Here is a 23,909-nt window from a genome sequence, read left to right on the forward strand (position 1 = left end):
GTGACGGTGTCGCCGCTCAGGTAGCCGAGGTCGGTGAGCAGGGCGCAGACCCGGTCGAAGGTGCGGGCGATGGTGTGGGTGCGCGAGCGCATCGGTCGGTCGATCCCGAACCACGGCGTCCCGAGCCCGGCTCGGACCACCCGCCACTTCCACCGAGGAGAACTCCGCCGTGAGGCAACACCTTCCGCGCGCCGTCATGGGCATGCTGCTCGTGGCGCTCGTGCTCGCCGTCCTGCCCGGCAGCCGGGCCACCGCAGCGAGCTGGACCAGCCACTGCGCCGCCGGCGGCTTCTGCCTCTACGACCAGGACGGCGGCCAGGGCGCCGAACTCGCCAACGACCCCCGGGTCCCCGTCCAGGGCGTCGACCCCGCCTGGAACGACCGCGCCCGCTCGGTGGACAACCGGTCCCCCTACTGGGCCTGCCTCTACGCCGACGCCGGCTACGGCGGCACCGTCCAGGCCGTCCGCCCCGGCGGCCAGGCCACCCTCGCCGAGCTCGGCACCCACCTGGACGGCAAGGTCACCTCCTTCAAGGGCGCCAAGTCCAAGGCCGGCTGCTTCACCGGCTACGAGCGCTGCGAGACCGGGCGGCTCTGCCTGTTCGCGGAGGAGAGCGGCCGCGGCGCGATGACCTCCTTCACCGAGGACGAGGTCCGCGACTACGGCGCCGGGTGGAACGACCGGACGGTCTCGGTCTTCAACCACACCGCCAAGCACGCCTGCTTCTACCCGGAGAACGGGCTCACCGGCTCCTGGAGCGCCAACGGCTCCACCTACCGGGCCTTCGTCGTGCTCAGCGGCGACAGCACCTTCGTCCCCGCGCCGTACGCCGGGACGCTCAGCTCCGACCGTCTGGTCACCGCCGCCGGCGGCCGCCCCGCCACCGACTTCTGCTGACCCGGGAGCCCCACATGAAGCACACCCTCGTGCGGCGCGCCGCCGCGCTTCGGACCGCCACCGCCCTCGGCCTGGCCGCCTCCGTCCTCGCCGTTCCCGGCAGCGGCCTGGCCGGCGCGGCGGACACCGGCATCGTCCTCGGCGGCATCACCCTCGCCCAGGCCTCCGCCACCACGCCGTTCCCCGGGATCACCCGCACCGTCTACCAGGACGCCGACCGGACGTGGACGGTCAACGTCCTGGACATCGACCCGAGCCGGGCGCCGATCACCTTCGACGGCTCGATCGGCCAGGGCATGTACACCACGCAGACCGTCCAGGAGATGCTGGAGCAGACCACCGGGGTGAGCAGCCGGCGCCCCTACCTCGGGGTCAACGGCGGCTACTTCGACGACGGCGTGGTCCTGGACCCGGCGAACCGGATCTTCCTCGGCGACCTCGGCGGCACCTCGCTGAAGAACGGGCGGCTGCTCAGCGAGGCCGGCGGAGGCCGCTACGTCTACGACACCGTCACCGGCAAGGCCGTCGGGCTGCGCCCGGCCAACTCCGTGCTGATGCTGCAGAACGGCCGCCCGTACATCACCGAGCTCGCCACCGGGCTCAGCGTGCAGCTCTCCGACGACGGCGCCGTCAGCCGCAAGGTCGACGGCGTCAACCGGCTCCCCGGCCGGGCCGGTCACTGCCTGCGCAACACCGACCCCGCCAACACGGACGTGACGGTCGTCGGCGGTGTCTGCTTCGATCCGTCGGAGATCGTCGAGTTCACCCCCGAGTTCGGGGCGAGGACGCCGGCTCCCGACGTGCTCAGGCAGACCGACACGACCACCGACGACGACCCGGGCGTCGAGGTGCTGTTCAACGCGGCGGGCGTGGCCACCGCCTGCTTCCGCCCCGGCGCCGCGCCCGGCGGCATCGTCTCCGACGCCCCGCGCGGCGGCCACGACGTGCCGCCCGGCGGGCGGGCCCTGGAGGGCACCGGCGACGGCGCGACCTGGCTCTGGGACAACGCCTGCGCCGGCAAGCCGGTCACCCTGCACACGGTGATCACCGACACCCGCTTCGGCGACACCCTCGCCGACACCTGGTTCGGCCGCGCCCCGGCCGGCGCCGTGGAGCAGCCGATCGACCCGGCGCTGTACGCGACCCCCGCCGGCGACGTCCTGATCCGCGACGCCTCGGTCGTCTACCAGCCGGCCGACGACACCGCCCGGGCCTGGCGCACCGCCGGCGGGGCGGACGGCTTCGGCCACCTCTTCTTCGTCACCGTCGAGGGGCAGAAGGGCGGCCCGGCGCCCCTCGCGTCCGGAGCCACCCGCAGCGAGTTCGCCCAGCTGCTCAAGGCGCTCAACCTGGTCGACGCGGTCAACCTGGACGGCGGCGGCTCGACCACCCTCAACCTGCGCGACCAGAACGGCAACGAGCCGCCCGTGACCACCACCACCGACTCCTCCCCCCGCCACGTCGCCGACACCGTCTACGCCGCCGTCGGCGGCTACGGCCTGGCCAGGTAGGCCCGCCCGGTCACCCGCACCGGCACACTGCGGCCCCCGTCCCCGGTCGAACCGGGGGCGGGGGCCGCTCGGCTGCCGCGCCGCTCCTCCGCCGTGCTACACCCCCGCCCAGCGGCGCAGCGCGGCGGTCGCCGCCGCGGCGTCGGCGGCGGGCAGCTGGGCGATCCGCACGGAGTGCGTGCCGCCCGGCACCTCGAAGAGGTAGGAGTCCCGCGAGCCGTCGCCGAGGCGGAACGGTTCGGCGACGGACGGGTCGGCGGCGCCGTTGACGAACATCAGGTGCTCGCCGCGGGTGCGGACCCAGCGGTCGACGTCGCGCATCGCCTGCGGCCGGTAGCGCATCGGGAGGTCCTGCGGGACGAAGGTGCGCGGCTCGGTGGCGCCGGGGTAGCGCAGCAGGCCGGCCAGGTGGGCCGTCTCGACCGGGAAGTAGCCGAGCTGGGTGCCCAGTTGGTAGAAGTACGGGACGAACTTCCCGGCCACCGCGTCGGCGTAGACGGGCAGTTGGGCGACGTCGGAGAGCCAGCCGTACAGGGCGTCGTCGGAGGCGTCCGCGGGCGGCACCGCCGGGCAGGCGGCCTGGCCGCGGCCCTGCCAGAACATGAACGGCGCGCGCAGGACGGCGATCTCGAAGGCCTTGTCGGCGCTCCCGACGAGCCGGAAGCCGTCGCCCCGGGAGTCCGCCCAGGCCTGGTACCGGGCGACGAGGGCGGTGCGGCGCTCCAGCAGGGCGCGCTGCGCGGCCTGCAGGGCGGTGCGGCACTCGGGGGTGCCGACGGTGCGCAGGAAGTCCAGGTAGGCGGAGTCCTCGCGGTCGTCGACGTTGTTCGGCGCCGAGTAGGCGACCGAGCCGGCCACGTCCTGCGGGTAGAAGCGGCGGTGGTAGACGGTGGTCATGCCGCCCTTGCTGCCGCCGGTGGAGATCCACGGTGCCCGGTAGACGGCGCGCAGCGCCTCGATCACGTGGTGGTGGTCGGCGGCGGCCTGCCGGATGTCGAGGTCGTCCCAGTCGGCAGGGTCGGGCCGGGAGGTGCCGAAGAAGCGCTGCTCGGTGCTCACCTGGTTGCCGTCCAGCAGCTCGGCCGGCTCCGAGCGGTACTGGGCAGTGGAGACGTCGTAGCCGCTGGTGTAGAGCACCGTGGGACGGTCGGTGCCGCGGTGCAGCAGGGTGAGCCGCTGGTCGAAGCCGCCCCGCTCGGGGTGGCCGTGGTCGGCGGGCTGGTGCAGCGTCAGGACGAAGAAGCGGAAGCCGGGTGCGGCGGGCTTCTCCTCCACGATCCGCAGGCCGGGCACCGCCTCGATCGCGGCCCGGATGTCCGCCGGTCCGGCCCCGGCCGCCGCGGCGGGCACCGCGGCCGTTCCGGCCAGCATCGCCACCGCCGCGGCCTGAGCCACCATCCGTCCGATTCGCCTGCGCATCATGGGTCTTCCCCCCGGTCGTCGTTGATCACCAGTCAACCGGGGCCGCGGCCTGCGCGGATCCCGCCGCAGAGGGGTTCGCCCCCCTCCCAGGAGGGAGCCGCCCGGGTGGGCAACCGGCCGGCCGGCCGCTGGGCCGACGCTCGATGGAAGGCCGCCTGCGTTCCCGGGGCCCGGCCGGGCGTTCAGACGAACACCAGGGCCGCCAGGGCGAGGTAGACGCCGCCGACCGCGTAGGACAGCCGCCGCTGACCGCGCGGTGTGCCGCGGAGCCGGCTGGTGAGCGCGGCGCCGAGGAGGGCGTAGCAGAGGTCCAGGGCGAGCGCGACGGTCAGGAAGACCGCGCCGAGGACGAGCATGCGCGCCCGGGTGTCGCCGGCGGACAGTCCGGTGGGCACGAACTGCGGGAGGAAGGCCAGGAAGAACAGCACCACCTTGGGGTTGAGCAGGTTGACCAGGACCGCGTCGCCGTAGACCCGCAGCAGGCGGCGCCGGGCCGGCTCCGGCTGCCCCTCGCCGGCCGGGGAGGGGCAGCGGACGAGGGTCCGCACGCCCAGCTGGGCGAGGTAGCCGGCGCCCGCGTAGCGCAGCACCGTGAAGGCGAGCGGGTGGTCGGTGACCAGCGCCGCCAGGCCGCCGACCGCGAGCAGGACGTGGACCAGCGTGCCGGTCTCCACACCGAGGGCCGAGACGAGGCCGGCCCGCCGTCCGTCCCGCACGCTGCGCGTGACGATGTAGATCAGGTTGGGCCCCGGCACGGCGACCAGCGCCAGCGAGGCGAGCAGGAAGCCGGCGAGCGAGGTCATCCGCGCTCCAGTGCGGTGGACAGCAGGCCCAGCGGCGGGGCGCCGAGGTCGAACAGGGCGGTGTGGAAGCGGCGCAGCGAGAAGGTGGCGCCCCAGCGCTTCGCGGCCTGTTCGCGCAGGTCGAGGATCGCGAACTTGCCCCAGGTGTAACGGCCGTAGGTGGGGTCGAAGAGTCCGCGCCGGGCCTCGTGCAGGGCGGCCGGGCCGTCCAGGGCGACGTCCTCGGTGAACCGCGCCGCCGCGTCCGCGAGGGTCATGGCCCCGGTGTGCAGCCCGATCGCGCAGGCGAAGCGGGTGACCCGGCGCAGCGCGTCCTGGGCGACGGCCACGGCGACCCGTGGGTCGCCGTCACGGAAGCCCTCTTCCAGGGCCAACTCCTCGCAGTAGTGGGCCCATCCCTCGATGAAGGCCTCGGAGTGGAGGGTTCGGCGGACGTCGGTCGTCGCCCGGCGCAGCGCCCGGAAGTGGCTGGCGTGCCCGGGGGCAACCTCGTGGATCGCCATGTTGGGCATCAGGGTGCGGTTGAAGCCGGTCGAGAGCCACTGGTCGCGTTCCGTTCGTGACCAGCAGGTGTCCGGGAGGGTGACCCGGAAGCTGCCGGGCGCGTCGGGCTCGTACGGCGCGGCCGCGAACAGCCCGGCCAGCGCGCGGCGTTGGGATTCGGGCATGGGCTCGACGAGCACCTCGACGTCGTGGTCGGGCACCAGGTCGTGCCGGGCGGTCCAGGCGACCGTCTCGTCGACGAGCCCACGGAACTCCGCCAACACCCCGTCGGCGTCAGGGTGGTCGGCCTGCAGGGCCCGTACGGTGGCGGCGGGCGTGGGGGCTGCGGGGTCGACGCGGCGCAGCGACTCGTCGAGCAGCGCCCGCAGCAGGTCGCGCTCCGCGTCCACCCGGGCGGACATCGCGGTGAGGTCGACAGTGCAGGCCTCGGCGGCGCCGAGCAGCCGGGCGAGGGCGGGGCCGCCGAGCGCGGCCGATTCCGGGCCCAGGGCGGCGGCTCGTTCGAGGTGGGCCAGCAGCCGGGCGTGGGCGCGGCCCGCGGCGGCGTGGACGGGGCCGCCCTGGGGGTCGACGAAGGTGGCGAGGCCGCGGGCGAGCGGCAGGGTGGACTCGGCGAGCGGCGCGGGCACCCGGTCCAGTGCTTCCACGGCGGCGTCGACGGCGTCCGGCCAGCGGCCGAGGTGGGCCTGGCGGGCGGCGTCCCGTTCGGGCTGCGGCGCGTACGGGCGGTCGTAGCCGGACGGGTCCAGGTTCTCGATGTGCCAGAGCGGGTTGCTGCGGTGCAGTTCGAGCTCGCCGAAGCGGACCCGCAGGGCCTCCTCGGCGGCGGCGGTGTGCGCCTCGTCGTACGGGTCCGGGTAGGGCGTGGTGCCGGCGGGGCCGCCGAGGGCGGCGAGGCCGCGGCGCACGCCGTCCGGGGAGAGGTCCTGGACGACGCCGTCGTACCGGTGCAGGCCGGCGCCGTCGCGGGCGGCGACGACGGAGAGGTCGCAGACGGCGGTGAGTCGGGGGTCCGGAGTCGAGGTGATGATCATGCCGCTAGCCTCTGTCAGCGGCGGGTCGTACTCCCGTGCCAATGGAGGGGAAAGTGGACCGGAATCGTGGGACCTCCGAGCCCGCCGAGCTGATCGACCTGCTGGGCGACTGGAGTTCGGCCGAGGGGCCGCTGTACCGGCGGCTCACCGAGGCCTTCGTGCGGGCCGTGCGCTCCGGGGACCTGCGCCCCGGCGACCGCCTGCCGCCCGAGCGGCGGCTCGCCGACGCGCTCCCGGCCAGCCGGGCCACGGTGGTCGCCGCCTACGACGCGCTGCGCGGGTCCGGCCTGGTCGAGACCCGCCGGGGCAGCGGCACCCGGGTGTCGGGGGGCGCCGCCGTCCACCGGGCCCCGGTGGACGGGCGGGTGCCCGGTGGCCAGGCCACCGCGGTGATCCAGCGGCTGGTGGCGCCGCCGCCGGACGTCATCTCACTGGGGCAGGCGGCCGAGGCCGGCGGGCCGGACCTGGCCGGGGCGCTGACCGACCTCGTCCGCGAGGATCTGCCGGGCCTGGTCCGCGACGCCGGCTACCACCCGGCCGGGCTGCCCGCCCTGCGGGCGGCGATCGCCGACCACCACGGCGCGCACGGCCTGCCGACGGTGCCCGAGCAGGTGGTGGTCACGACCGGGGCCACCCAGGCGGTCACCCTGGCGGCCCGGCTGCTCCTCGGGCGGGGGTCGACCGCGATCGTGGAGTCCCCCGGGTGGCCGGGCTGCCTGGACGTCCTGCGGGCCGCCGGCGCACGGCTGGTCGGCATCGGCCTCGACTCGGACGGCATCCGGATCGACGGGCTCGCCGCGGCGCTCGCCGAGCACCGGCCCGCGCTGGTCTACCTCATGCCGACCTTCCACAACCCCACCGGCACGCTGATGTCCGCCGGCCGTCGTCGCCGGGTCGCCGAACTCGCCGCCCGGCACGGCGTGCCCGTCCTGGAGGACAGCGCCCACGCGGCGGCCCTCGCCCCCGGGCAGGCCCCGCCGCCGGTCGCCGCGTACCCGGCCGGGGGCGCCGTGCTGACGGTGGGTTCGCTGGCCAAGGCGGTCTGGGGCGGCCTGCGGATCGGCTGGATCCGCGCACCGCGGGAGACCGCCGCCCGCCTGGCCCGGCTCAAGGCGCTCGACGACCTCGGCAGCCCGCTGCTCGACCAAGCCCTCGCCGCCCGCCTGCTGCCCGCTCTCGCCGCCCTCGCCCCCGAACGGGAGCGCCTGCGGCGCGAGCGGCTAGCCACCATGACCGGCCTGCTCGCCGCACACCTCCCGGACTGGCACTGGCAGCCCCCGCAGGGCGGTTCCGTGCTCTGGATCCGTCTCCCCGCCGGCACCGACGCACGGGTCTACGCCCAACTCGCCCTGCGCCACGGCGCCGAGGTCGTCCCCGGCGCCACCATGGACCCGACCGGCGCCCACGACGGCCACCTCCGGCTGCCGTACTCCTTCCCTCCGGACACCGCCGCCACCCTGGTCTCCCGCCTCGCCGCGGCCTGGGCCGCCCTCCCGCGCTGACGCGGCCGGAACGGGTGAGCAGGTGCGCACGGATTCGGCCTGCGATGGGCGGATGAGCACCGGCACCGATCTGGCAGATGCACATCGCTCGCACGGGCGCTGATGGTCGCGATGGACCTCACCCGGGCCGGCGTCGCGCTCAGGCTGTTCGCGGGGACATCGACCGGTACCACCGCACCTGGTCCCACCCGGCCCGCGCCACCACCGGTTGACCCCGGGGCGGAACCCTGCGGCGGAAAACCGGTAGCAACGGCCCCGTCGGGAGTGTTAACAATGTGACATGCTACAGGGCACTCACATCACCCTCCGGGCCCGGCACGAGGCCGACGTCCCGGTGCTCCAGACCGAGCTCCACGACGACGTGGCGACCCGTTCGCGGGCCGACTCCCGCCCCTGGCGGCCCCTCCCGCCGGGATCGGCGCAGTCGCCGTACGCCGTCACCGGGCCGTCCGACGAGGCGGCGTGCTTCTCCGTGGTCGACACGGCCTCCGGGGAGCTGGCCGGGGAGGCCCTCCTGTGGGGCATCGACGCCCACAACCGCAGCGCCCACCTGGGCCTCGCCCTGCGCCCGGGCCACCGCGGCCGCGGGTTCGCGACGGACGTCGTCCGGGTGCTGTGCCGGTACGGGTTCGTGGTGCTCGGCCTGCACCGGCTGCAGTTGGAGACGCTCGCGGACAACACGCCGATGATCAGGGCCGCGACCGGGGCCGGTTTCACCGCGGAGGGGCGGCTGCGCGGCGCGGCGTGGGCGTGCGGGGAGTTCGTGGACCAGGTGGTGCTCGGGCTGCTGGCCGAGGAGTGGCGGGCGTGAACCGGCCGATGCGGCCGCCCGCGGCAGACTGACCGCCCGTCCGCCGGGGGCCGGTGCCGGCCCGGGGCGCGTACGCCTCGGGCCGGCAGCGGCGGGGATCCCGCGGACGGGCGGCGGCGCTCAGGCGAGGGGGCGGCAGAGCAGCGCGTCCGGCACGCCGTAGTGGAGCCACTTCCAGGTGTAGGCGACGCCGGCGACGTACTCGTTGTCCGCGCACTGGCCCTTGTAGTGGCCCGGTGCCCAGTCGCTCGCGACCGAGCCGCCGGTGGCGGGGCGGTTGTCGCCGTGGTCGAACCAGACGTCGCGGCCGGTGGTGGGCAGCGGGCCGGCCGCGGGTGCGCACAGCAGGGCGGACATGGCGTCGCTGTGCACGCTGTAGCCGACGGCGAAGGTGCGGTCGGGGCACTGGAGCTTGTTGTAGCCGGACGCCCAGTCGCCGCCGGTGACGTACCGTTCGTCGGTGACGGTGACCCAGTCGCCGGTGCCCGTCGCGGGCTCGCCGGCGTCGGTGCACAGGCCCCGGCTGTCGCTGCGGCCGAGGGCGACCAGGCGTTGGCCGTCCGGGCAGTTGCCCTTGCGGTTGCCACTGCTCCAGTCCACCCCGGCCATCCGGCGGGAGACGTTCTGGTCGCCGTGGTCGAGGTCGAGCACGTTCCAGTGGTTCACCGGCGCCACCGGGCCGGTCAGTGCCGGGGCGCCGACCAGCTTGGTCCAGTCGGCGGCCCGCCAGTCGCCGGGGTCGGTCAGGCCGGTCCGCTTGCCCGCTGGGTCGTAGGAGAGCAGCGCCCAGGTGTCCAGCGGGCGGCCGGCGGTGTCGGCCCAGCCGACGAGCGGCCAGATGGCGAAGTCGGCGTCACGGGCGGCCAGGAGGTCGGTGAAGGTGTGCAGCCAGGCCTGTTCCTTGGCGTCGGTGGAGCCGCGTCCGCCCGCGCCGAACTCGCTGATCCACACCGGTGCGGTGAAGTGCTGCCCGGCCTGGGTGACGAACAGCGCCTCGTCGTCGACGACCTGGGCCAGCTGCTCGGGGGTGAAGTCCTCGTAGCGGGGGTCGCCGGTGGCTCCCGGGCCGCTGCCCGCGCCGGTGTTGGCCGGGCCGGTGTAGGCGTAGAAGTGCGCGGAGTACACCAACTTGCCCGAGTCGATCAGGGTGTTGGAGAGGTTGCGCACCGGGGTGAGCATCGGACGCCCGTGGCTGAAGATCGCGGCGGGGATGCCGTACCAGTTGATGCCCTCCATGATGACGAGCATGTCCGGGTCGGCCTGCAGGATCCGGTTGCCGGCCTCCTCGAAGGCGGCGTACTCGTCGTGGGCGTCGCCCATGCCCCAGTTGGGGTCGTCCCAGGTGTCGCGGCGGACCTCGTTGCGCAGGTCGGCGCCCACCACCCGCTTGTTCGCCCGGTAGCGGTTCACCAGGAACACCCAGTCGTCCTCCCACGCCTGGGTCGACTGCCCGCTGTTCCAGCGCTCGTTGCCGTCCAGGCCGCAGCAGAAGCGGTAGCCGGTGGTGTGGTTGTTGAGGACGACCGCGAAGCCGTCGGCGGTGAGCGCGGCGACCACGGCGTCGTACACCTGCAGCGGGGTGCGGCCGCGCAGCTGCGGGTTGGCGGCGACGGCGGAGTCCGGTACGGCGGCGGTGTCGTGGATCATCGCGTTCGCGAACGGCAGCCGGATGCTGTTGAGGCCGAGGCCGTGGAAATCGGCCATGAGGCGTTCCAGCGGCACCCGGTCCAGGTCCAGCGGGATGTTGTGCGAGACCTGCCCGGCCTGGTTGTTCGCGGGGTCGTCGGTGCTCCCGCTGCCCTCCCAGGTGCCCTGGGCTCCGGCCCAGTTGGCGGACTTCAGCTTGAAGCGGGCGCCGTTCGCGTCGACGATGTAGCGCCCGCGGGTGCTGAGCGGTCCGGTCCAGGACGCGGCCAGTTCGGGGCCGGTCTGCACACCTGCTTGGGCGGTCTGCGCGCCGGTCTGGGCGGCGGCCCCGGCCCGGGGCGCGGCGGCGGCGGCGCCCGCCGGCACGGCGGCGAGCAGGGGCAGGCACGCGGCCGCGGCGAGCAGGCGTGTTCCGAGTCTCTTCATGGTCATCCCGGGTGAGGTGAGGGTGGCGCGGAATTGACGGGGACCGACCATACGCCGCGGATGTGACTGCCGGGTAGCCCGCGGTCGAACGGGCCACCCGGCTTCGGCGTCGTTACCGCAGGACGCCGTGCACGGCCTCCGGGTCGGTCGGCGCCAGGCCGGTGACCGGGGCGGTCGCGGGCGCGGCCTTGGCGGCGGCCGGGGGCGGCGTCACGTACACCGGGTCCGGATCGGCCTCGGGCGCACAGGTCTTGGCGATCCGTCCCTTGCCCTGGGGCAGGCTGCCGTCGCGCAGGTAGGCGGTGAAGGTGTCGTCCAGGCAGGCGTTGCCGTGGAAGAGGATCTCGTGGAAGCTGCCGCCGTTCTGGACGACCAGCTTGGAGCCGGGCAGCGCGTCGTGCATGGCGAGCCCGCCCTCGTACGGCGTGGCGGCGTCCTCGGTGGCCTGGAAGAGCAGGACGGGAGGCAGGCCCTTGCCGGTGATCTTCAGCCGGCCCGCCGGGTTGCCCTGGTACGGCCAGAACATGCACGCGGCGTTGTACCACATGTTGTTATAGGTGTAGAAGGGCGCGACGGCGTTCACCTTCGCCTGGTCCTTCTTCCAGACCTCCCAGTCGCGCGGCCAGGCGTTCTCGGTGCACTGCGCCGCGTTGTACGCCGGGAAAGTGCCGTCGTCGGCGCCCGGGGCGGCGTACCGGTTGTACGCGATGGCCAGCGGACGGGTGTCGTGCTGGGTGAGGTAGGCGGAGAGCACGGTCGCCATCCGGGGCCAGCGCAGGAAGTTGTAGCCGCCGCCGTAGAAGGTGTCCTCGAACTCGGCGGGGCCGATCCGGCCGGGCGCGGGGGCGGCGTCCACCGGGTCCTTGCGCAGGGCGTCCTCGACCTGGCCGTACGCCCGCTCGACGGCGGCGGCGTCGGTGCCCAGGTGGTAGACGGAGTCGGCCTTGGCGGTCCAGGCCGCGAAGGCCTCGAAGCGGCGCTGGTGTTCCTTGTCCTGCAGGATGTTGTGGTCGTACCAGCTGATGGTCGGTCCGACGATGCTGTCCAGCACCATCCGGCGCACGTGCGAGGGGAACAGCTGGCCGTAGGTGGAGCCCAGCGAGGTGCCCCAGGAGCCGCCGTAGAAGTTGATCTTCGGGACGCCGAGCGCCCGGCGGATGCTGTCCATGTCGCGGGCGTTGTCGACGGTGGTCATGTGCGGCAGCAGCCAGGACCAGTCCGCCGCGCAGTCGGCGGCGTAGCCGGCCGCCTTCTTCAGCCACGCCTTCGACGTGCCCTGGCTCACCTGGTAGTCGGGGCGCTCGGCGTCGAAGTAGTGGGCGTCGCAGACCACATGGGGGTCGCTGCCGTTGGTGCCGCGCGGGTCGAAGCCGATCCAGTCATAGGTCGAGGCGACGTCCGCCGGGAGCTGGGAGGCGATGGACACCGGCATCCAGAGCCCGGAGTCGCCGGGGCCGCCGGGGTTGAGCAGGATCGGCCCCTGCTGCTTCTCCCGGGGCGCGGTGGCCGGGAGGCGGTTCAGCTTGATGGCGATCTTCCGCCCGTGCGGGTCGGCGTAGTCCACCGGCACGTCGAGCATCGCGCACTGCAGCGCGGGGGTGGTGGCGTCGTTGCAGGAGCTCCAGACCAGCGCACCCTGGCCGGTGTCGGCCAGGTCGGTGGCGTCGGGTCCGGCGGCGGAGGCGGAGGTTCCGCCGAGGGCGGCGACGGCCGTGAGGGCCGCGAGCAGGGCGAGGGGTTTTCTCATGGGGAGCATGATGTGACATGTGCAATGGCACATCCAGAGGAGCGACCGGAATTTGCCAAGCTTTGACCATGCACGACTGACTGATCATCAGACTTCCACTGCCGCACGGAGGTTGTCGTGCGGACACACACCACCCCTGGCTAGCATCTGAAATGCATGTCGTTCGAGCGCTCATCGCCTGGGAGGGGCGGCGCCGGACGGACCCGACAGGAGAGTTCATGCGCGTGTCCCACCCGCACGTCCACCCCGTCAGCGACCGCCCCACGGCCGCCGACGTCGCCCTGCCACCGGCCCTGCCCTACCCCGACGGGTGGTCCGCACTCGCCTTCTCCGCCGAACTCCGGCCGGGCACCGTGCTCACCCGCCGACTCGCCGGCGAGGACGTCGTGCTGTACCGGCTGCGCAACGGCCGCCTGCGCGCGATCCGCCCGTACTGCCCGCACCTGGGCGCCCACCTCGGCCTGGCGGCGGTCGAGGGCGATGACCTGGTCTGCCCCTTCCACCGGTTCGCCTTCGACCCCGACGGCCGCTGCGTGCGGACCGGCTACGGCACCCCGCCGCCGAAGGCCGCCCTGGCGCACCTGCCCGTGCGGGAGGTGAACGAGGCCGTCTTCGTCTGGCGCCACCACGACGGCCGGGAACCGGACTGGGAGATCCCGTCCTGGCACCGGCTCGGCGACGGCCGGCAGCCGCTGCGGTACGCCTCCTTCGAGATGCCCGGCCACGCCCAGGACGTCATGGAGAACTCCTTCGACCTGGGCCACTTCGTCACCCTGCACGGCTGGCCGCAGGGCGAGCTGGCGGCACCGGTGGAGTTCGACGGCCCCCGCTTCCACGTCTCGATGCGGGTGCGGGAGACCTTCCCGCTGCTCGGCATGCGGCAGGTCGACGTGGAGGTGGACGGGTACGGGCTGACCGCGCTGCACACCGACGTGCGCACGCCCTCGCTCGGCCTGGAGATCTGCTCACTGGTGATGGCGACCCAGGTCTCCCCCGGCCGGATGCAGCTGCGGCAGGCCGGACGCTTCGTCATGCGGGAGCCGGCCGGGCTGCCGCCGGCCGTCGCCCGGACGGTCAGCCGCGCGGTGACCGCGGTGCTGGCGGGGCCGATGTTCAGGCGCAACCTGGAGTTCACCTCGGCCGACTTCCCGATCTGGTCCACCAAGCGGTACCAGTCGCCGCCCCGGCTCGCCGCCGGGGACGGGCCGATCGGCGCGATGCGGCACTGGGCCCGGCAGTTCTACCCGCCGGACCGGCAGGCGCACCTCCCGGCGCCGGCCGCCACGCCCGCGAACGGCACGCCCCACGGCACGCCCCACGGCGCACCGGACGGCACACCGAACAGCGCCCGGAGCGGCGCCACCCGCGGCTGAACGCACCCGTTCCCGCCCCGCGGCGGGGCGCCGGCCCCACCCGGGCCGGTGCCCCGCCGCCCCGTCGTGCCCGGAGAGCCCCACCAGAGCGCCCGGAACCGCGCTCGACGGGCACTTGAGGAATCCGGCCCCCGCCTCCCGGCGCAACTAAGGTGCGACGCAACCCCCCACCATCCCCTGCTTTCGAACACCAGCACGACACATCGCCCGACCCACCGCCCCACGCACGGCCGACCGATCCGCTCCCGAGCACACGTCACGCGCCCGACAACCGTCCCGCGCACGAAAGGGGAACCGCCATGCAGCTCAGAGTCCTCGGCCCCCTCACCGCCGACCTCAACGGCATATCCGTCGTCCCCTCCGCCGCCAAGCAGCGCCAGATCCTCGCGCTGCTCGCGCTCTACCCGAACCGGATCCTGCCCACGGCCACCCTCATCGAGGAGATCTGGGGCGACGACCCGCCCAGACAGGCGCTCACCACCATGCAGACGTACATCCTGCAGCTGCGCCGCCGCATCACCCAGGCCCTCGGACCGACCCCGGACACCACCGCCAAGGACATCCTCACCACCCGCCACGGCGGCTACCAGCTCACCGCGCACCCGGACAGCCTGGACGTCCACACCTACAACCTGCTGATCACCCAGGGCCAGCACGCCTTCAACCACGGCCACGACCACCAGGCCGCCACCCACTTCCGCCAGGCCCTCGCGCTCTGGCACGGCCCCGCCCTGGTCGACGTACGGCCCGGCCCCATCCTCACCATCGAGATCATGCGCCTGGAGGAGAGCCGGCTGATCACCCTGGAACGGCGGATCGACACCGACCTGCGGCTCGGCCGGCACAACGAACTGATCCCCGAACTCACCCACCTGACCCACCAGCACCCGCACCACGAGGGCCTGCACGCCCAGGCCATGGTCGCGCTCTACCGGGCCGGCCGGCAGACCAACGCCCTCACCACCTACCACCACCTGCGGCACCGGCTGACCACCGAACTCGGCATCCAGCCCTCCCCGCACCTGCAGCACCTGCAGCACGCCATCCTCACCCTCGACCCGACCCTCAACACGCCCACCACCGCCCACCCGACCACCTACAACCTGTACTCGGCCTGAGCCCCGTCCGTACGGCCGTCCCCGCAGACCTCTCCCAGCCCTCACCCACAGGACGCGTCATGACCACCGCACCCGAGCAACCCCTCGCCCTGATCACCGGCGGTACCCGCGGCATCGGCCTGGCCATCGCCCGCGAACTCGGCAGCCGCGGCCACCGTGTCTTCATCTGCGCCCGCACCGCCCCGCACATCGACCAGGCGCTGGTCACCCTGCGCGGCGAGGGCCACCAGGCCGACGGCCGCACCTGCGACGTCCGCGACCCCGCCCAGGTCGCCGAGCTGATCCGGCACGCGGTCGCCGAGCACGGCCCGATCACCGTGCTGGTCAACAACGCCGGACGCACCGGCGGCGGACCGACTGCGACCACCACCGACGACCTGTGGTACGACGTCATCGACACCAACCTGAACGCCGTCTTCCTGGTCACCCGGGAAACCCTCCGGCAGGGCCACATCACCAGCACCGCGAACCCGCGCATCATCAACATCGCCTCCACGGCCGGGAAGCAGGCCGTCACCCTGGGCGCGCCGTACACCGCGAGCAAGCACGCCGTGATCGGCTTCACCCGGGCCCTGGCCAAGGAGCTGGCACCCACCGGCACCACCGTCAACGCGATCTGCCCCGGCTACGTCCAGACCCCGCACACCACCCGGATCCACCACGAGTACGCGACCGCCTACAACACCACGCCCGAGACCATCCACCAGCACTTCCAGACGCACATCCCGCTCGGCCGCTACACCACCCCCGAGGAGGTCGCCTCGCTGGCCGGCTACCTCACCACCCCGACCGCCGCCAGCATCACCGCCCAGGCACTCAACGTCTGCGGCGGACTCGCCACCCAGTAACCCCGGCGCGATCCTGGCCGGCCCACGGGAAGGACTCGGGCTCCGGTGCCCGCTGATCAGTGATGACGAACCGTCAGTTCTCCAGCGCACCCGTCACCTTGCTGGTGTCCGGCGCCCCCGCGCCCGAGCCCTGCCTGCCCGCCGCCCGCCCGCCGAGACGCCTCGACGCGGGGGCGGTCAGCGCCGCACTGGCCCGGACCGCGGCCCGGCCCCGGAAGGCCGCCGCCCGGCCCGCGCGGGCCAAGGAGTTCCTGCTGGTCGAGCTGTACCGGGCGTACCGGCCGGACGTGCTGCGCGCCGCACTGCGGGCCGTCCGGCCGGACGCCGGCGAGGAACTGCTGTGGCAGCGCACGGCCGACGGCCCGGAAGGCCTCGACCGGGTGCTCGCCGAGCTCGGGCACAGCCTGGCCACCGGGCCCCGGCTGCGGGCGGTGCTCGTCGAGGACCGGGACGGCGCCCGCGAGCCGAGGCTCTTCGTCGGCCTCGCACCCGGCCCGCCCGGGCGCGCCCTCGCCCTGCTGCAGGAGCTGCGCGAGGCCCTGGCGCACCCGCCGGAGCCCGTCACCGTACCCACCAGCGCGCTGCAGCGGGAGCTGCTGCGCCAGGTCCTCGGGCAGCCGGACCACGACGGACGGCACGTCGAGCAGCTGTCCTGGCACTGGCACGGCCCGCTGGACACCGAGCGCTTCACCGCCGCCTGGCAGTCCGTCATCGACCACGAGACGGTGCTGCGCGCGGCCTTCGACTGGGACGAGAGCGGCGACACCGAGCCCTGGATGGTGCTGCACGAACGCGCCGTCCCCGAGGTCACCCGGCACCCGCACGGCACCGCCGACTGGGAGGAACTGCTCGCCGCCGACCGCCGCCGCGGCTTCGACCTGCGCCGCCCCGCCCTGCTGCGCGCCACCCTGCTCGACGCCCCGCCGGACGCCGACGAGGGGCCCGCCACCCGGGTGCTGCTCAGCTACCACCACGCGATGCTGGACGGCTGGAGCGTGCGCCTGCTGCTGCAGTCCTTCTACCGCGCCTACCTGACCGGCGGCGTCCTGCCCGGCGGCGAACGCCGCCCCGACGTCCGCGACCACGCCCGCTGGCTGCAGGCCCAGGGCACCGACGCGGCCCAGCAGTTCTGGTCCACCCGCCCCGGCGCCACGGCCGTCCTGCCGCTCGCCCCCGACCCGCGCCGGCACGGCAGCGGCCGGGCCCGGCGCCGGCTCACCCCGTACGAGGCGGTCCGGCTGCGCGGCTGGGCGGCGGCCTGGGGCGCCGGCGAGAGCAGCGCGCTGCAGGCCGCCTGGGCGCTGCTGCTGTACCGCGCCGCGCAGTCCGACCGGCCCCGCCGCCCGGCCCGCTCGGTGCGGGTCGGCTTCGCCGTGACCGTCTCCGGCCGGGGCATCCCGCTGGACGGCATCGACCGGCTCCCCGGCGCACTGCGCAACCCGCTGCCGATCTCCGTCCGGCTGCACCCGGGCACCACCGTGCCGCAGCTGCTCACCGCCCTGCGCGACGGGGTGCTCGACCTCGCCGCGTACGAGTGGGTCTCCCCCGGCCAGGCGCACCGCTGGACGGCCGGCCCGCGCGGACGGCGGCCCAACAGCCTGGTCGTCCTGGAGCACCAGCCGACCGCCGCGCACCACCTGCGGCTGGAGACCGACCTGGCCGCGCACGGCATCCACGTGGAGAGCCCGGTGCCGGCCGGCACCTTCACCTCGTACCCGATCACCCTCGCCGCCCACTACGACACCACCGGCGGGCTCGTCCTCACCGCGACCCACGACCGCACCCTGCTCGCCGACCAGGACGCCGTCGAACTCCTCAGCCAGAGCGCCCACCTGCTGCGTGCCTTCCCGGACCTGCCGAGCGGGCTGAGCACCACCGAGGTGCTGCGCACCACGCTCGCCGGACAGCCCGCGCCCCGGCTCTCCGGCGAGGCCGGCGAGGCCGGCGAGGCCGGCGAGGCCGGCGGCGGCGCCGATCCGGACGCCGCCGACGCGCCCGCGCCCGACGGCCCCGCGGTGCGGCTGGACGTCCTGCACCGGGCCGGCCTCCCGGACGCGGGCTGGGTCCTGCTGCTGCCCCCGCCCGGCGCCCCGCAGATCCGGCTGGCCGGCGCCGCCCGCGGCTGGCCCGGCCCGCAGGGCCTCGGCGTGCTGCGCCCGGTCGGGGAGGACCCGCCGCCCGCCGCCTACCGCCCGGTGCTCGGCCCGCTGCTGGAGTCCCGCGCCCCGGTCGTCCTGGTCGCCCCGCCGGGACTCGGCGTCACCGCCTACGAGATCGCCCGGCTGGGCGCCCCACCGCACCCGCCGGTGGTGGTGCTGGTCGACGAGGAGGCCGATCTGGCGGCGGTGGCGGCGCTGCTGGGCGACCGGGCCTAGACCGACGGGCGCGGGCCGTCGTACGAGGGCCGTCGTGAGCGGGGCATCGTGCGCGGGCCGACGCACCCGGTGCGGGCCTCCGGCGGCTGGCCGCGGCGCTACGGTGGGCCGCATGGCCCGTTTCGTCCTGACCCGCCGCACGCCGCTGCCCCCGGCGGTCTGCTGGGAGCGGCTGACCGCCTGGCCCCGGCACGGGGAGCGGGTGCCGTTCACCCGGGTCGGCGTCGCCCGGGGCACCGGCCGGGAGGTGGGTGACGTCGTCCTGGCCAGGACGGCCGTCGGGCCGCTGCGGTTCGACGACCCGATGGAGATCGTCGAGCTGGTCCCGCCCGGGCCCGGACGTGACGGGCTGTGCCGGCTGGCCAAGCGCGGCCGCCCGGTGCGCGGCGGGGCGGTGCTGCGGGTCCGGGCGGTGGGCGGCGGCAGCGTGGCGGTGTGGGCGGAGGAACTGCGGATCTCCGGTGTGCCGCGGTTCGCCGATCCGGTCGTCGCCGCCACCGGACGCCTGGTCTTCGGCCGGGTGCTGGACCGACTGCTGCGGTAGTCCGGGAGTCCCCGCCTCAGTTCCCGGGCCGGTCCGGGTGCCACTCCGCCAGCAGGATGGTGGCGTCGTCGCGCAGTTCGTGGTCCTGGTGCGTGACCAGGGCGTGGATCAGACGACGCAGGGCCTCCGGGGCCGGGTCCCCGCCGGTCATGTGCTGAACGAGGGAGTCGGTCAGCCGGAGCTCGCCGAACAGCTCGCCGGAGGTCGAGCGGGCCTCGGTGACCCCGTCGGTGTACACCAGCAGCCGGTCGCCGGGCTGCAGCCGCTCGTGGTGGACGGGCTGCGGCCCGTGCCGGTGGAAGCCGAGGCCGAGCGGCAGCTCGGGCCGCCGGCTCAGCGCGTCCGTCAGGACGTGGCCGTCCCGGATCAGCAGCGGCGGCGGGTGCCCGCAGTTGACCCAGGACAGCTCGCCGGTGAACGTGTCGAGGTCGGCGACGACCGCGGTCAGCAGCCGGTCCGGGATCCACCGGGCCAGCGCGTCGTCGATGGCCCGGACGATGTCGGCCAGGCCGCCGCCGGATCTCCGGGTGGAGCGGCAGGCCGCCAGGGCGACCGAGCTGGCACCGCCGGAGGCGAGGTCGTGCCCCATCGCGTCGAACACGGAGACGTGCAGGCGACCACCCGCCACCGAGTGGTCGAAGGCGTCGCCGCCCACGTCGTAGGCCGGTTCCAGGACGGCGCTGGACGTGACGTGCCGGGTGCCGATGGTCCGTGGCGGCAGGAAGGCCCACAGCAGCTCGGCCTGCAGACTCATCGGCTGCCGCCGTCCGACGCCGACGACGACGTCGCTGTACGCGCTCTTCGACACCACCAGCAGGGCGACCAGCGCCGCCAGCGCCTCGTAGCGCCCGGTCGAGTCCCCGCCCGGTGCCCCGTCCTCGATCCGCAGCACGCCGATCCGTTCGACCCCGTCGACCAGCGGGAACCAGCCGACGCCGGGCGATGCGGAGGACAGCTGGGTCTGCTGCAACCGGTAGGCGCGGCCACCGAGCGTCCCCTCGACGTCGACCGGGTCGAAGGGGTCACCGTCCTCGGGGCCGGGCAGCGGGACGAGGTGGCGCTGCTGGACGTCGGCCAGGAACACCCACGCCCCGTCCGCGCCCAGCTCGCGGGCCGCCGCCCGCACCGGGTCGTCGTCGGGCGGGCCCACGGCGCGGCGACGGCGGCGGCCGGACGTCCGCGCGACCCGTCCCACGCGTGACCGGCCCGGAGTGCGGAGCGGTCCGCCCCGGCGCACCGTCGGAGACATGGCCTCGATCATCGTGCTGTTCGAGCTGGAGTCCGAGCAGGTCCTCGGCGCCGAGGGCGTCGGACCGGGAGTACTGGCCGTCCACGCCGCCGGTGCCGACCCCGACGTCCCCGAGGACCCCCAGCCCACCACGCTGTGTCAACGCGACACCCGCTCCATGGAGCACAGCCACTACGCCCCCGCGCGCCCCGGTGACCCCTGGTACCCGCCCGAACTGGCCGACCGCCGCTGCCGCGAGTGCGAGCGCGCCCTGGCAGCCTCCTGAGCCCCCTCGCGCGCACCGGTCGGAACAGGCGTCGCCGCCGGGTGTCGGACCGCCCGACCGGGGCAGACGCCGCCGTGTGAACCCCATCGAACGGACCCTGCGGGGCATGGACGGCTTCCAGCAGCGCCACCGGCCCACCGGCGTGGTGGTCGGCGTGGTGCGCAAGTACGGGGACGACCGCGGCGGGCTGCTGTCCGCCCTGATCACCTACTACGGCTTCGTCGCCCTGATCCCGCTGCTCCTCCTGCTCAGCACCGTCCTCGGCTTCGTCCTGCACGGCCACCCCGGCGCCCAGCGCTCGGTGGTGGACTCCGCGCTCGCCGACTTCCCGATCATCGGCGACCAGCTGCGCCAGAACGTGCACTCCCTGCAGGGCAGCGGCCTGGCCCTGCTCATCGGGGCGCTCGGCATGCTGTACGGGGCGCTCGGCATCGCCCAGGTCCTCCAGCACGCCATGGCCGAGGTCTGGAACGTCCCCGGCGTCCAGCGCCCCGGCTACTGGCCGCGACTGGCCCGCAGCCTGCTGCTGTTCGCGGTCCTCGGCGCCGGACTGGTCCTGGGCACCGCCGCCGCCTCACTGGTCGGCACCACCCTGGGCGGCACCCCGGCCCGGATCGGCGGCCTGGTCGTCTCGGCGCTGCTGAACACCGCGCTGTGCCTGGCCTGCTTCCGGGTGCTCACCCCCCGCGAGATCCCCACCCGCGCCCTGTGGCCCGGCTGCGCGATCGCCGGTCCGCTGTTCACCGTGCTGCAGGCGTTCGGCGCCCTGCTGGTCGCCCACGAGCTGCGCCACGCGAGCCAGGTCTACGGCTTCTTCGCGACCGTGATCGGCCTGCTCTTCTGGATCTACCTCGCCGCGCAGATCACCGTGTACGCGGCCGAGACCGATGTGGTGCTCGCCCGCCGGCTGTGGCCGCGCAGCCTGCTGCAGCCACCGCTCACGGACGCCGACCAGAAGGTGCTGTCCTCCGTCGCCCGGCAGGAGGAGCGCCGCCCCGAGCAGCGCGTGGACGTCTCCTTCGAGGACGCGGACGAGGCCGGGGAGGACGGTGGCCCCGGCGACGGGGGTGGGTCCGGGCGCAGCGACGACCGGCGCCACGGCCCCGCGAAGCCCGACGGTCGGTGAGGATCGCCGGACGGTGAAGCCTGACGATCGGGGACGGTGAGGCCTGACGGACGGTGAGCAGCGCCGAGCCGGGCGCCGCGCTGATGTACGAGGCGCCGCTGTCGTACGGCGCCGGACGCCGGGCGGGAGCGGCGCGCCCTCCTCGTCGCGCCGCTCCCGTCCGGTGTCCGGCCGGAGTGCCCGGCCGGCCCGGCCGGCTCGTCCGTCAGTGCGGCCCGCCCGGTGTCAGGAGTTCGCGCACCCGCTCGGTGAGCGAGCGTTCGGGGGGCGGCAGGTGGTCCGCGGGACGTTCGGACGGCCGCTGGTAGCGGGGCCGACCGGTCGAGGAGGCCTTGGTCTCGCGGGCCAGGGCCGCCAGCTCGTGCAACTCGGCCTCGGTGGTCACCGCGCGGACCGCGGGGAAGAGCCGTGCCTCCTCGTCGCCGGCGTGCCGGGTGACCTCCTCCGTCAGCCGGGCGACCAGGCGGTCGAAGGTCGGCGAGGTGACGTGGGTCCGGCGGAGTTCGACCAGCAGGGCCTCGACCCCGCGGTGGTCGGCGAGTTCGCGTTCGACCACGGCGGGCCCGTCAGGCAGCCGGTCGCGGACGAGCGGGTAGAGGTGCTCCTCCTCGGCCCTGGTGTGGCGGACCAGCTGGTCGGTCACCAGGGCGGCGAGGCGCTTGCGCTGGCGGTCCCCGCTGGGGATGCCGCTGAGTTCGCTGAAGTGGACCAGCATCGACCGGTGGTCGGCGACGAGCTGTTCCAGCAGGTCTTCGTCGTGGTTCACGGGTGGTACCCCTTCCTGGGCTCGGGGCTTCCTGGGCTCGGGCCTTCCTGGACTCGGGTCGGGCCTTCCTGGACTCGGGCCGGTCAGCCCTCCAGAGCGGAGGCGATCCGGTGCAGCACCCCGCCGCCGGTCGGCCGGCGCGGCGCGGTCTCCCGCACGGCCTGCATCCGTTCGCCGATCTCCTGCAGTTCCTTGCGGCCGAGGGCGGAGCGGACCTCCGGGAACCAGTCGCCCTCCTCCTGTTCGATGTGCCGCTCGACGGCGTCGATCAGGACGGCGGTCTTGGCGTCGTAGCCCTCGTCGTCGGGAGTCATCCGGCTCAGCTCCTCGCAGAGCAGGTCGGCGACGTGGTGCTCCTCCTTGGCGCGGTCCATGGCCTCGGCGAGTCCGGGCACCTCCCGGCGGATCCTGGGGTAGAAGAGTTCGTCCTCCAGGTAGGTGTGGACGGTCAGCTCCTCCACGATCCGTTCGACCTTCTCGCGACGCGCCTGCGCGCCGCCTTCGCCGTCGCCTTCGACGAGCCCCCGGTACTCGCGGAACAGACGGCGGACTTCCTTGTGGTCCTCGCGCAGCAGGACGATGGCATCGTTGGACATCGCTCGCCTCCTTGTCGGCGCTGTTCCCCGCCGCCCCGGCGTGTCCCCGGGCGGACCGCTGCCAAACGCCGCCGCGCGACGGGTGTGGCGGGGCCGGTCGTGGGCACCTGCCCGGTACGTCCCGGTTCCGGAACGACCACCGGGACGGCCAACGTCACCGAGGCGGGGCGCGCGATGCGCGATGGGAGCGGCGGGCCCGGTCCGTGACGACCTGCGACGACCGGCCGAGCTGTCGGCCGATCGCAATCCGGGCGCCGTACGGCGGTTGGCCCCGAGCGGACCGGGCAGGCGTCCGGGTTCAACCGCCTACCGCAGTCAGTCGGACGGAGACCACCATGAACGGTGCCGAGGACTTCCCGAACAGGTTGTGCGCCGAGCACCGGGCCATCGACGCGCTGCTGCGGCAGCTGGACCGGATCGCCACCCGCCGCGGTACCGACGACGAGGCGCTGCGCCTGCTGGACTCGCTGCGGCGGATCGTCGACCCCCATCTGGCGTCCGAGGAGCAGCACCTGTACCCGCTGGCGCGTCGGTCCCTGCCGACGGGTGCGGCGCTCGCGGACGCGGCGGTCCGCACCCACGAGGCGATCCGCCGGTTGCTCGACCGGGCGGACGACGGCCGCCTCACCCCCACCGAACGGCGCCACGCGGTGTCCGTCCTGATCGTGGTGGTCCGGGCCCACCTGCGCGGCGAGGAGGAGCAGTTGTTCCCCGCCCTGCGGGCCGGCAGCGCGCCGGAGGAGCTGCGCCGGTGCGAGCGCCGCCTGCGCGGAGCGGGTTCGCCGGGCTGATCGAGCAGCCGGTGACCACCGGTCAGTGTTCGTCCCCGTCCCCGTCCCCGTCCCGGTCCCCGCCGCCCCCGTAGCGCTCGCGCCACTCCCGGGCGCGGGCGTTGTGCCACTCCACGCCTTGGACCGCCTGGTGCTCGGACAGGCCGGTCATGCGGGCGACCACGCTGAGCGGGACGGGCTCGTCGACGTCGGCGAGCGCTCGGCTGACCTTGCCGGCCCACTGCTCCTCGGGGACGAACCGGCGGCGCCGGTACTCCTCGATCAGGGTGGCCAGGTGGTCGACGGAGCAGGCCAGCAGCACCCGCTTGCCGTCCAGGTCGGGGTCGGTGGCGTGCAGCGCCGAGGAGTCCGGCACCAGGGCGCCGAGCAGGTCGGCGTCGGGGACGGCCCGTCCGCACTGGTCGCACAGGTCGAGCGGTTCCGCGTCGTTCCCGGCCTGGTCGCCCGCCGGGGGTCCGAGGTCCTCCATGCCGCGCGCCTACCCCGCCGGGCCGGGGCCAACCCGTCGGCGCGCAGGACCGTCACCAGCGGCCCGTCCCGCGCGGCCGCACAC

The 23,909-nt window shown here is 74.7% G+C and carries 21 protein-coding genes; 12 read left to right on the forward strand and 9 right to left on the reverse strand.

Translation table 11 applies throughout. From position 1 onward, the window contains the following. Nucleotides 1-169 precede the first annotated feature (169 nt). On the forward strand, nucleotides 170-898 hold the full coding sequence (locus tag ABT048_RS21480) for a peptidase inhibitor family I36 protein (protein ID WP_350523036.1): 729 nt from the start codon (nucleotides 170-172) through the stop codon (nucleotides 896-898). Nucleotides 899-912: 14 nt separating this feature from the next. Further along, nucleotides 913-2,409 (forward strand): phosphodiester glycosidase family protein, encoded by a 1,497-nt coding sequence (locus ABT048_RS21485; protein WP_350523037.1) that lies wholly within the window; start codon nucleotides 913-915, stop codon nucleotides 2,407-2,409. 96 nt (nucleotides 2,410-2,505) lie between these two features. On the opposite strand, the gene ABT048_RS21490 is transcribed toward ABT048_RS21485, so the two are convergent. The 3 genes from ABT048_RS21490 to ABT048_RS21500 form a co-directional block, all read right to left on the reverse strand. Next, a complete protein-coding gene (locus ABT048_RS21490) occupies nucleotides 2,506-3,807 on the reverse strand; it encodes a S28 family serine protease (RefSeq protein ID WP_350523038.1) in 1,302 nt (433 codons plus the stop codon). Between the two features lie 206 nt (nucleotides 3,808-4,013). Then, a complete protein-coding gene (locus ABT048_RS21495; RefSeq protein ID WP_350523039.1) occupies nucleotides 4,014-4,634 on the reverse strand; it encodes a LysE family translocator in 621 nt (206 codons plus the stop codon). Next, entirely contained in the window at nucleotides 4,631-6,172 is a 1,542-nt protein-coding gene (locus ABT048_RS21500) for a DUF885 family protein (protein WP_350523040.1), read from the reverse strand. Before ABT048_RS21500 ends, ABT048_RS21495 begins: the two co-directional genes overlap by 4 nt. A 53-nt stretch (nucleotides 6,173-6,225) precedes the next feature. On the opposite strand from ABT048_RS21500, the gene ABT048_RS21505 reads away from it, so the two are divergent. Together ABT048_RS21505 and ABT048_RS21510 are read left to right on the forward strand one after the other, a co-directional pair. Continuing rightward, nucleotides 6,226-7,674 carry an aminotransferase-like domain-containing protein gene (locus tag ABT048_RS21505; RefSeq protein WP_350523041.1) on the forward strand — a complete coding sequence of 483 codons (1,449 nt, stop codon included), beginning with the start codon at nucleotides 6,226-6,228 and terminating at the stop codon, nucleotides 7,672-7,674. Nucleotides 7,675-7,954: 280 nt separating this feature from the next. Beyond that, nucleotides 7,955-8,485, forward strand: coding sequence for a GNAT family N-acetyltransferase (locus tag ABT048_RS21510; protein ID WP_350523042.1), 531 nt, complete (start codon nucleotides 7,955-7,957; stop codon nucleotides 8,483-8,485). 120 nt (nucleotides 8,486-8,605) lie between these two features. On the opposite strand, the gene ABT048_RS21515 is transcribed toward ABT048_RS21510, so the two are convergent. Further along, nucleotides 8,606-10,564, reverse strand: coding sequence for a glycoside hydrolase family 5 protein (locus ABT048_RS21515; protein ID WP_350523043.1), 1,959 nt, complete (start codon nucleotides 10,562-10,564; stop codon nucleotides 8,606-8,608). 106 nt (nucleotides 10,565-10,670) lie between these two features. Beyond that, nucleotides 10,671-12,305, reverse strand: a complete 1,635-nt coding sequence (locus ABT048_RS21520; protein ID WP_350523044.1) for an alpha/beta hydrolase — start codon at nucleotides 12,303-12,305, stop codon at nucleotides 10,671-10,673. 218 nt (nucleotides 12,306-12,523) lie between these two features. On the opposite strand from ABT048_RS21520, the gene ABT048_RS21525 reads away from it, so the two are divergent. The 5 genes from ABT048_RS21525 (at nucleotide 12,524) to ABT048_RS21545 (ending at nucleotide 18,563) form a co-directional block, all read left to right on the forward strand. Further along, nucleotides 12,524-13,678: a Rieske 2Fe-2S domain-containing protein gene (locus ABT048_RS21525; RefSeq protein ID WP_350523045.1), complete on the forward strand. Its 1,155-nt coding sequence runs from the start codon at nucleotides 12,524-12,526 to the stop codon at nucleotides 13,676-13,678. Between the two features lie 299 nt (nucleotides 13,679-13,977). Further along, entirely contained in the window at nucleotides 13,978-14,796 is an 819-nt protein-coding gene (locus ABT048_RS21530; protein WP_350523046.1) for an AfsR/SARP family transcriptional regulator, read from the forward strand. Nucleotides 14,797-14,855: 59 nt separating this feature from the next. Then, on the forward strand, nucleotides 14,856-15,644 hold the full coding sequence (locus tag ABT048_RS21535) for an SDR family NAD(P)-dependent oxidoreductase (RefSeq protein WP_350523047.1): 789 nt from the start codon (nucleotides 14,856-14,858) through the stop codon (nucleotides 15,642-15,644). 62 nt (nucleotides 15,645-15,706) lie between these two features. Beyond that, a complete protein-coding gene (locus ABT048_RS21540; RefSeq protein WP_350523048.1) occupies nucleotides 15,707-18,019 on the forward strand; it encodes a condensation domain-containing protein in 2,313 nt (770 codons plus the stop codon). A 112-nt stretch (nucleotides 18,020-18,131) separates the two neighbouring features. Next, the gene (locus ABT048_RS21545; RefSeq protein WP_350523049.1) at nucleotides 18,132-18,563 is read left to right on the forward strand and encodes an SRPBCC family protein; all 432 of its coding nucleotides are present in this window, start codon (nucleotides 18,132-18,134) and stop codon (nucleotides 18,561-18,563) included. A 16-nt stretch (nucleotides 18,564-18,579) separates the two neighbouring features. Here the strand turns inward: ABT048_RS21545 and ABT048_RS21550 are convergent, their stop codons facing one another. Next, nucleotides 18,580-19,713: a PP2C family protein-serine/threonine phosphatase gene (locus tag ABT048_RS21550; RefSeq protein WP_350523050.1), complete on the reverse strand. Its 1,134-nt coding sequence runs from the start codon at nucleotides 19,711-19,713 to the stop codon at nucleotides 18,580-18,582. A gap of 97 nt (nucleotides 19,714-19,810) precedes the next feature. On the opposite strand from ABT048_RS21550, the gene ABT048_RS21555 reads away from it, so the two are divergent. Together ABT048_RS21555 and ABT048_RS21560 are read left to right on the forward strand one after the other, a co-directional pair. Then, nucleotides 19,811-20,077 carry a hypothetical protein gene (locus ABT048_RS21555; protein ID WP_350523051.1) on the forward strand — a complete coding sequence of 89 codons (267 nt, stop codon included), beginning with the start codon at nucleotides 19,811-19,813 and terminating at the stop codon, nucleotides 20,075-20,077. A gap of 76 nt (nucleotides 20,078-20,153) precedes the next feature. Then, entirely contained in the window at nucleotides 20,154-21,203 is a 1,050-nt protein-coding gene (locus ABT048_RS21560; RefSeq protein WP_350523052.1) for a YihY/virulence factor BrkB family protein, read from the forward strand. 205 nt (nucleotides 21,204-21,408) lie between these two features. Here the strand turns inward: ABT048_RS21560 and ABT048_RS21565 are convergent, their stop codons facing one another. Continuing rightward, a complete protein-coding gene (locus ABT048_RS21565) occupies nucleotides 21,409-21,969 on the reverse strand; it encodes a hemerythrin domain-containing protein (protein ID WP_350523053.1) in 561 nt (186 codons plus the stop codon). An 83-nt stretch (nucleotides 21,970-22,052) separates the two neighbouring features. Next, nucleotides 22,053-22,565 (reverse strand): hemerythrin domain-containing protein, encoded by a 513-nt coding sequence (locus ABT048_RS21570; RefSeq protein WP_350523054.1) that lies wholly within the window; start codon nucleotides 22,563-22,565, stop codon nucleotides 22,053-22,055. Nucleotides 22,566-22,900: 335 nt separating this feature from the next. Here ABT048_RS21570 and ABT048_RS21575 point away from each other — a divergent pair, with 335 nt between their 5' ends. Beyond that, on the forward strand, nucleotides 22,901-23,356 hold the full coding sequence (locus ABT048_RS21575) for a hemerythrin domain-containing protein (protein WP_350523055.1): 456 nt from the start codon (nucleotides 22,901-22,903) through the stop codon (nucleotides 23,354-23,356). Between the two features lie 22 nt (nucleotides 23,357-23,378). Here the strand turns inward: ABT048_RS21575 and ABT048_RS21580 are convergent, their stop codons facing one another. Then, complete coding sequence (locus ABT048_RS21580) at nucleotides 23,379-23,825, reverse strand: hypothetical protein (protein ID WP_350523056.1); 447 nt, start codon at nucleotides 23,823-23,825, stop codon at nucleotides 23,379-23,381. Nucleotides 23,826-23,909: the final 84 nt, after the last annotated feature.

It is taken from the genome of Kitasatospora sp. NPDC096140, from assembly GCF_040303045.1.
In the GTDB taxonomy this organism is placed as follows: Bacteria; Actinomycetota; Actinomycetes; order Streptomycetales; family Streptomycetaceae; genus Kitasatospora.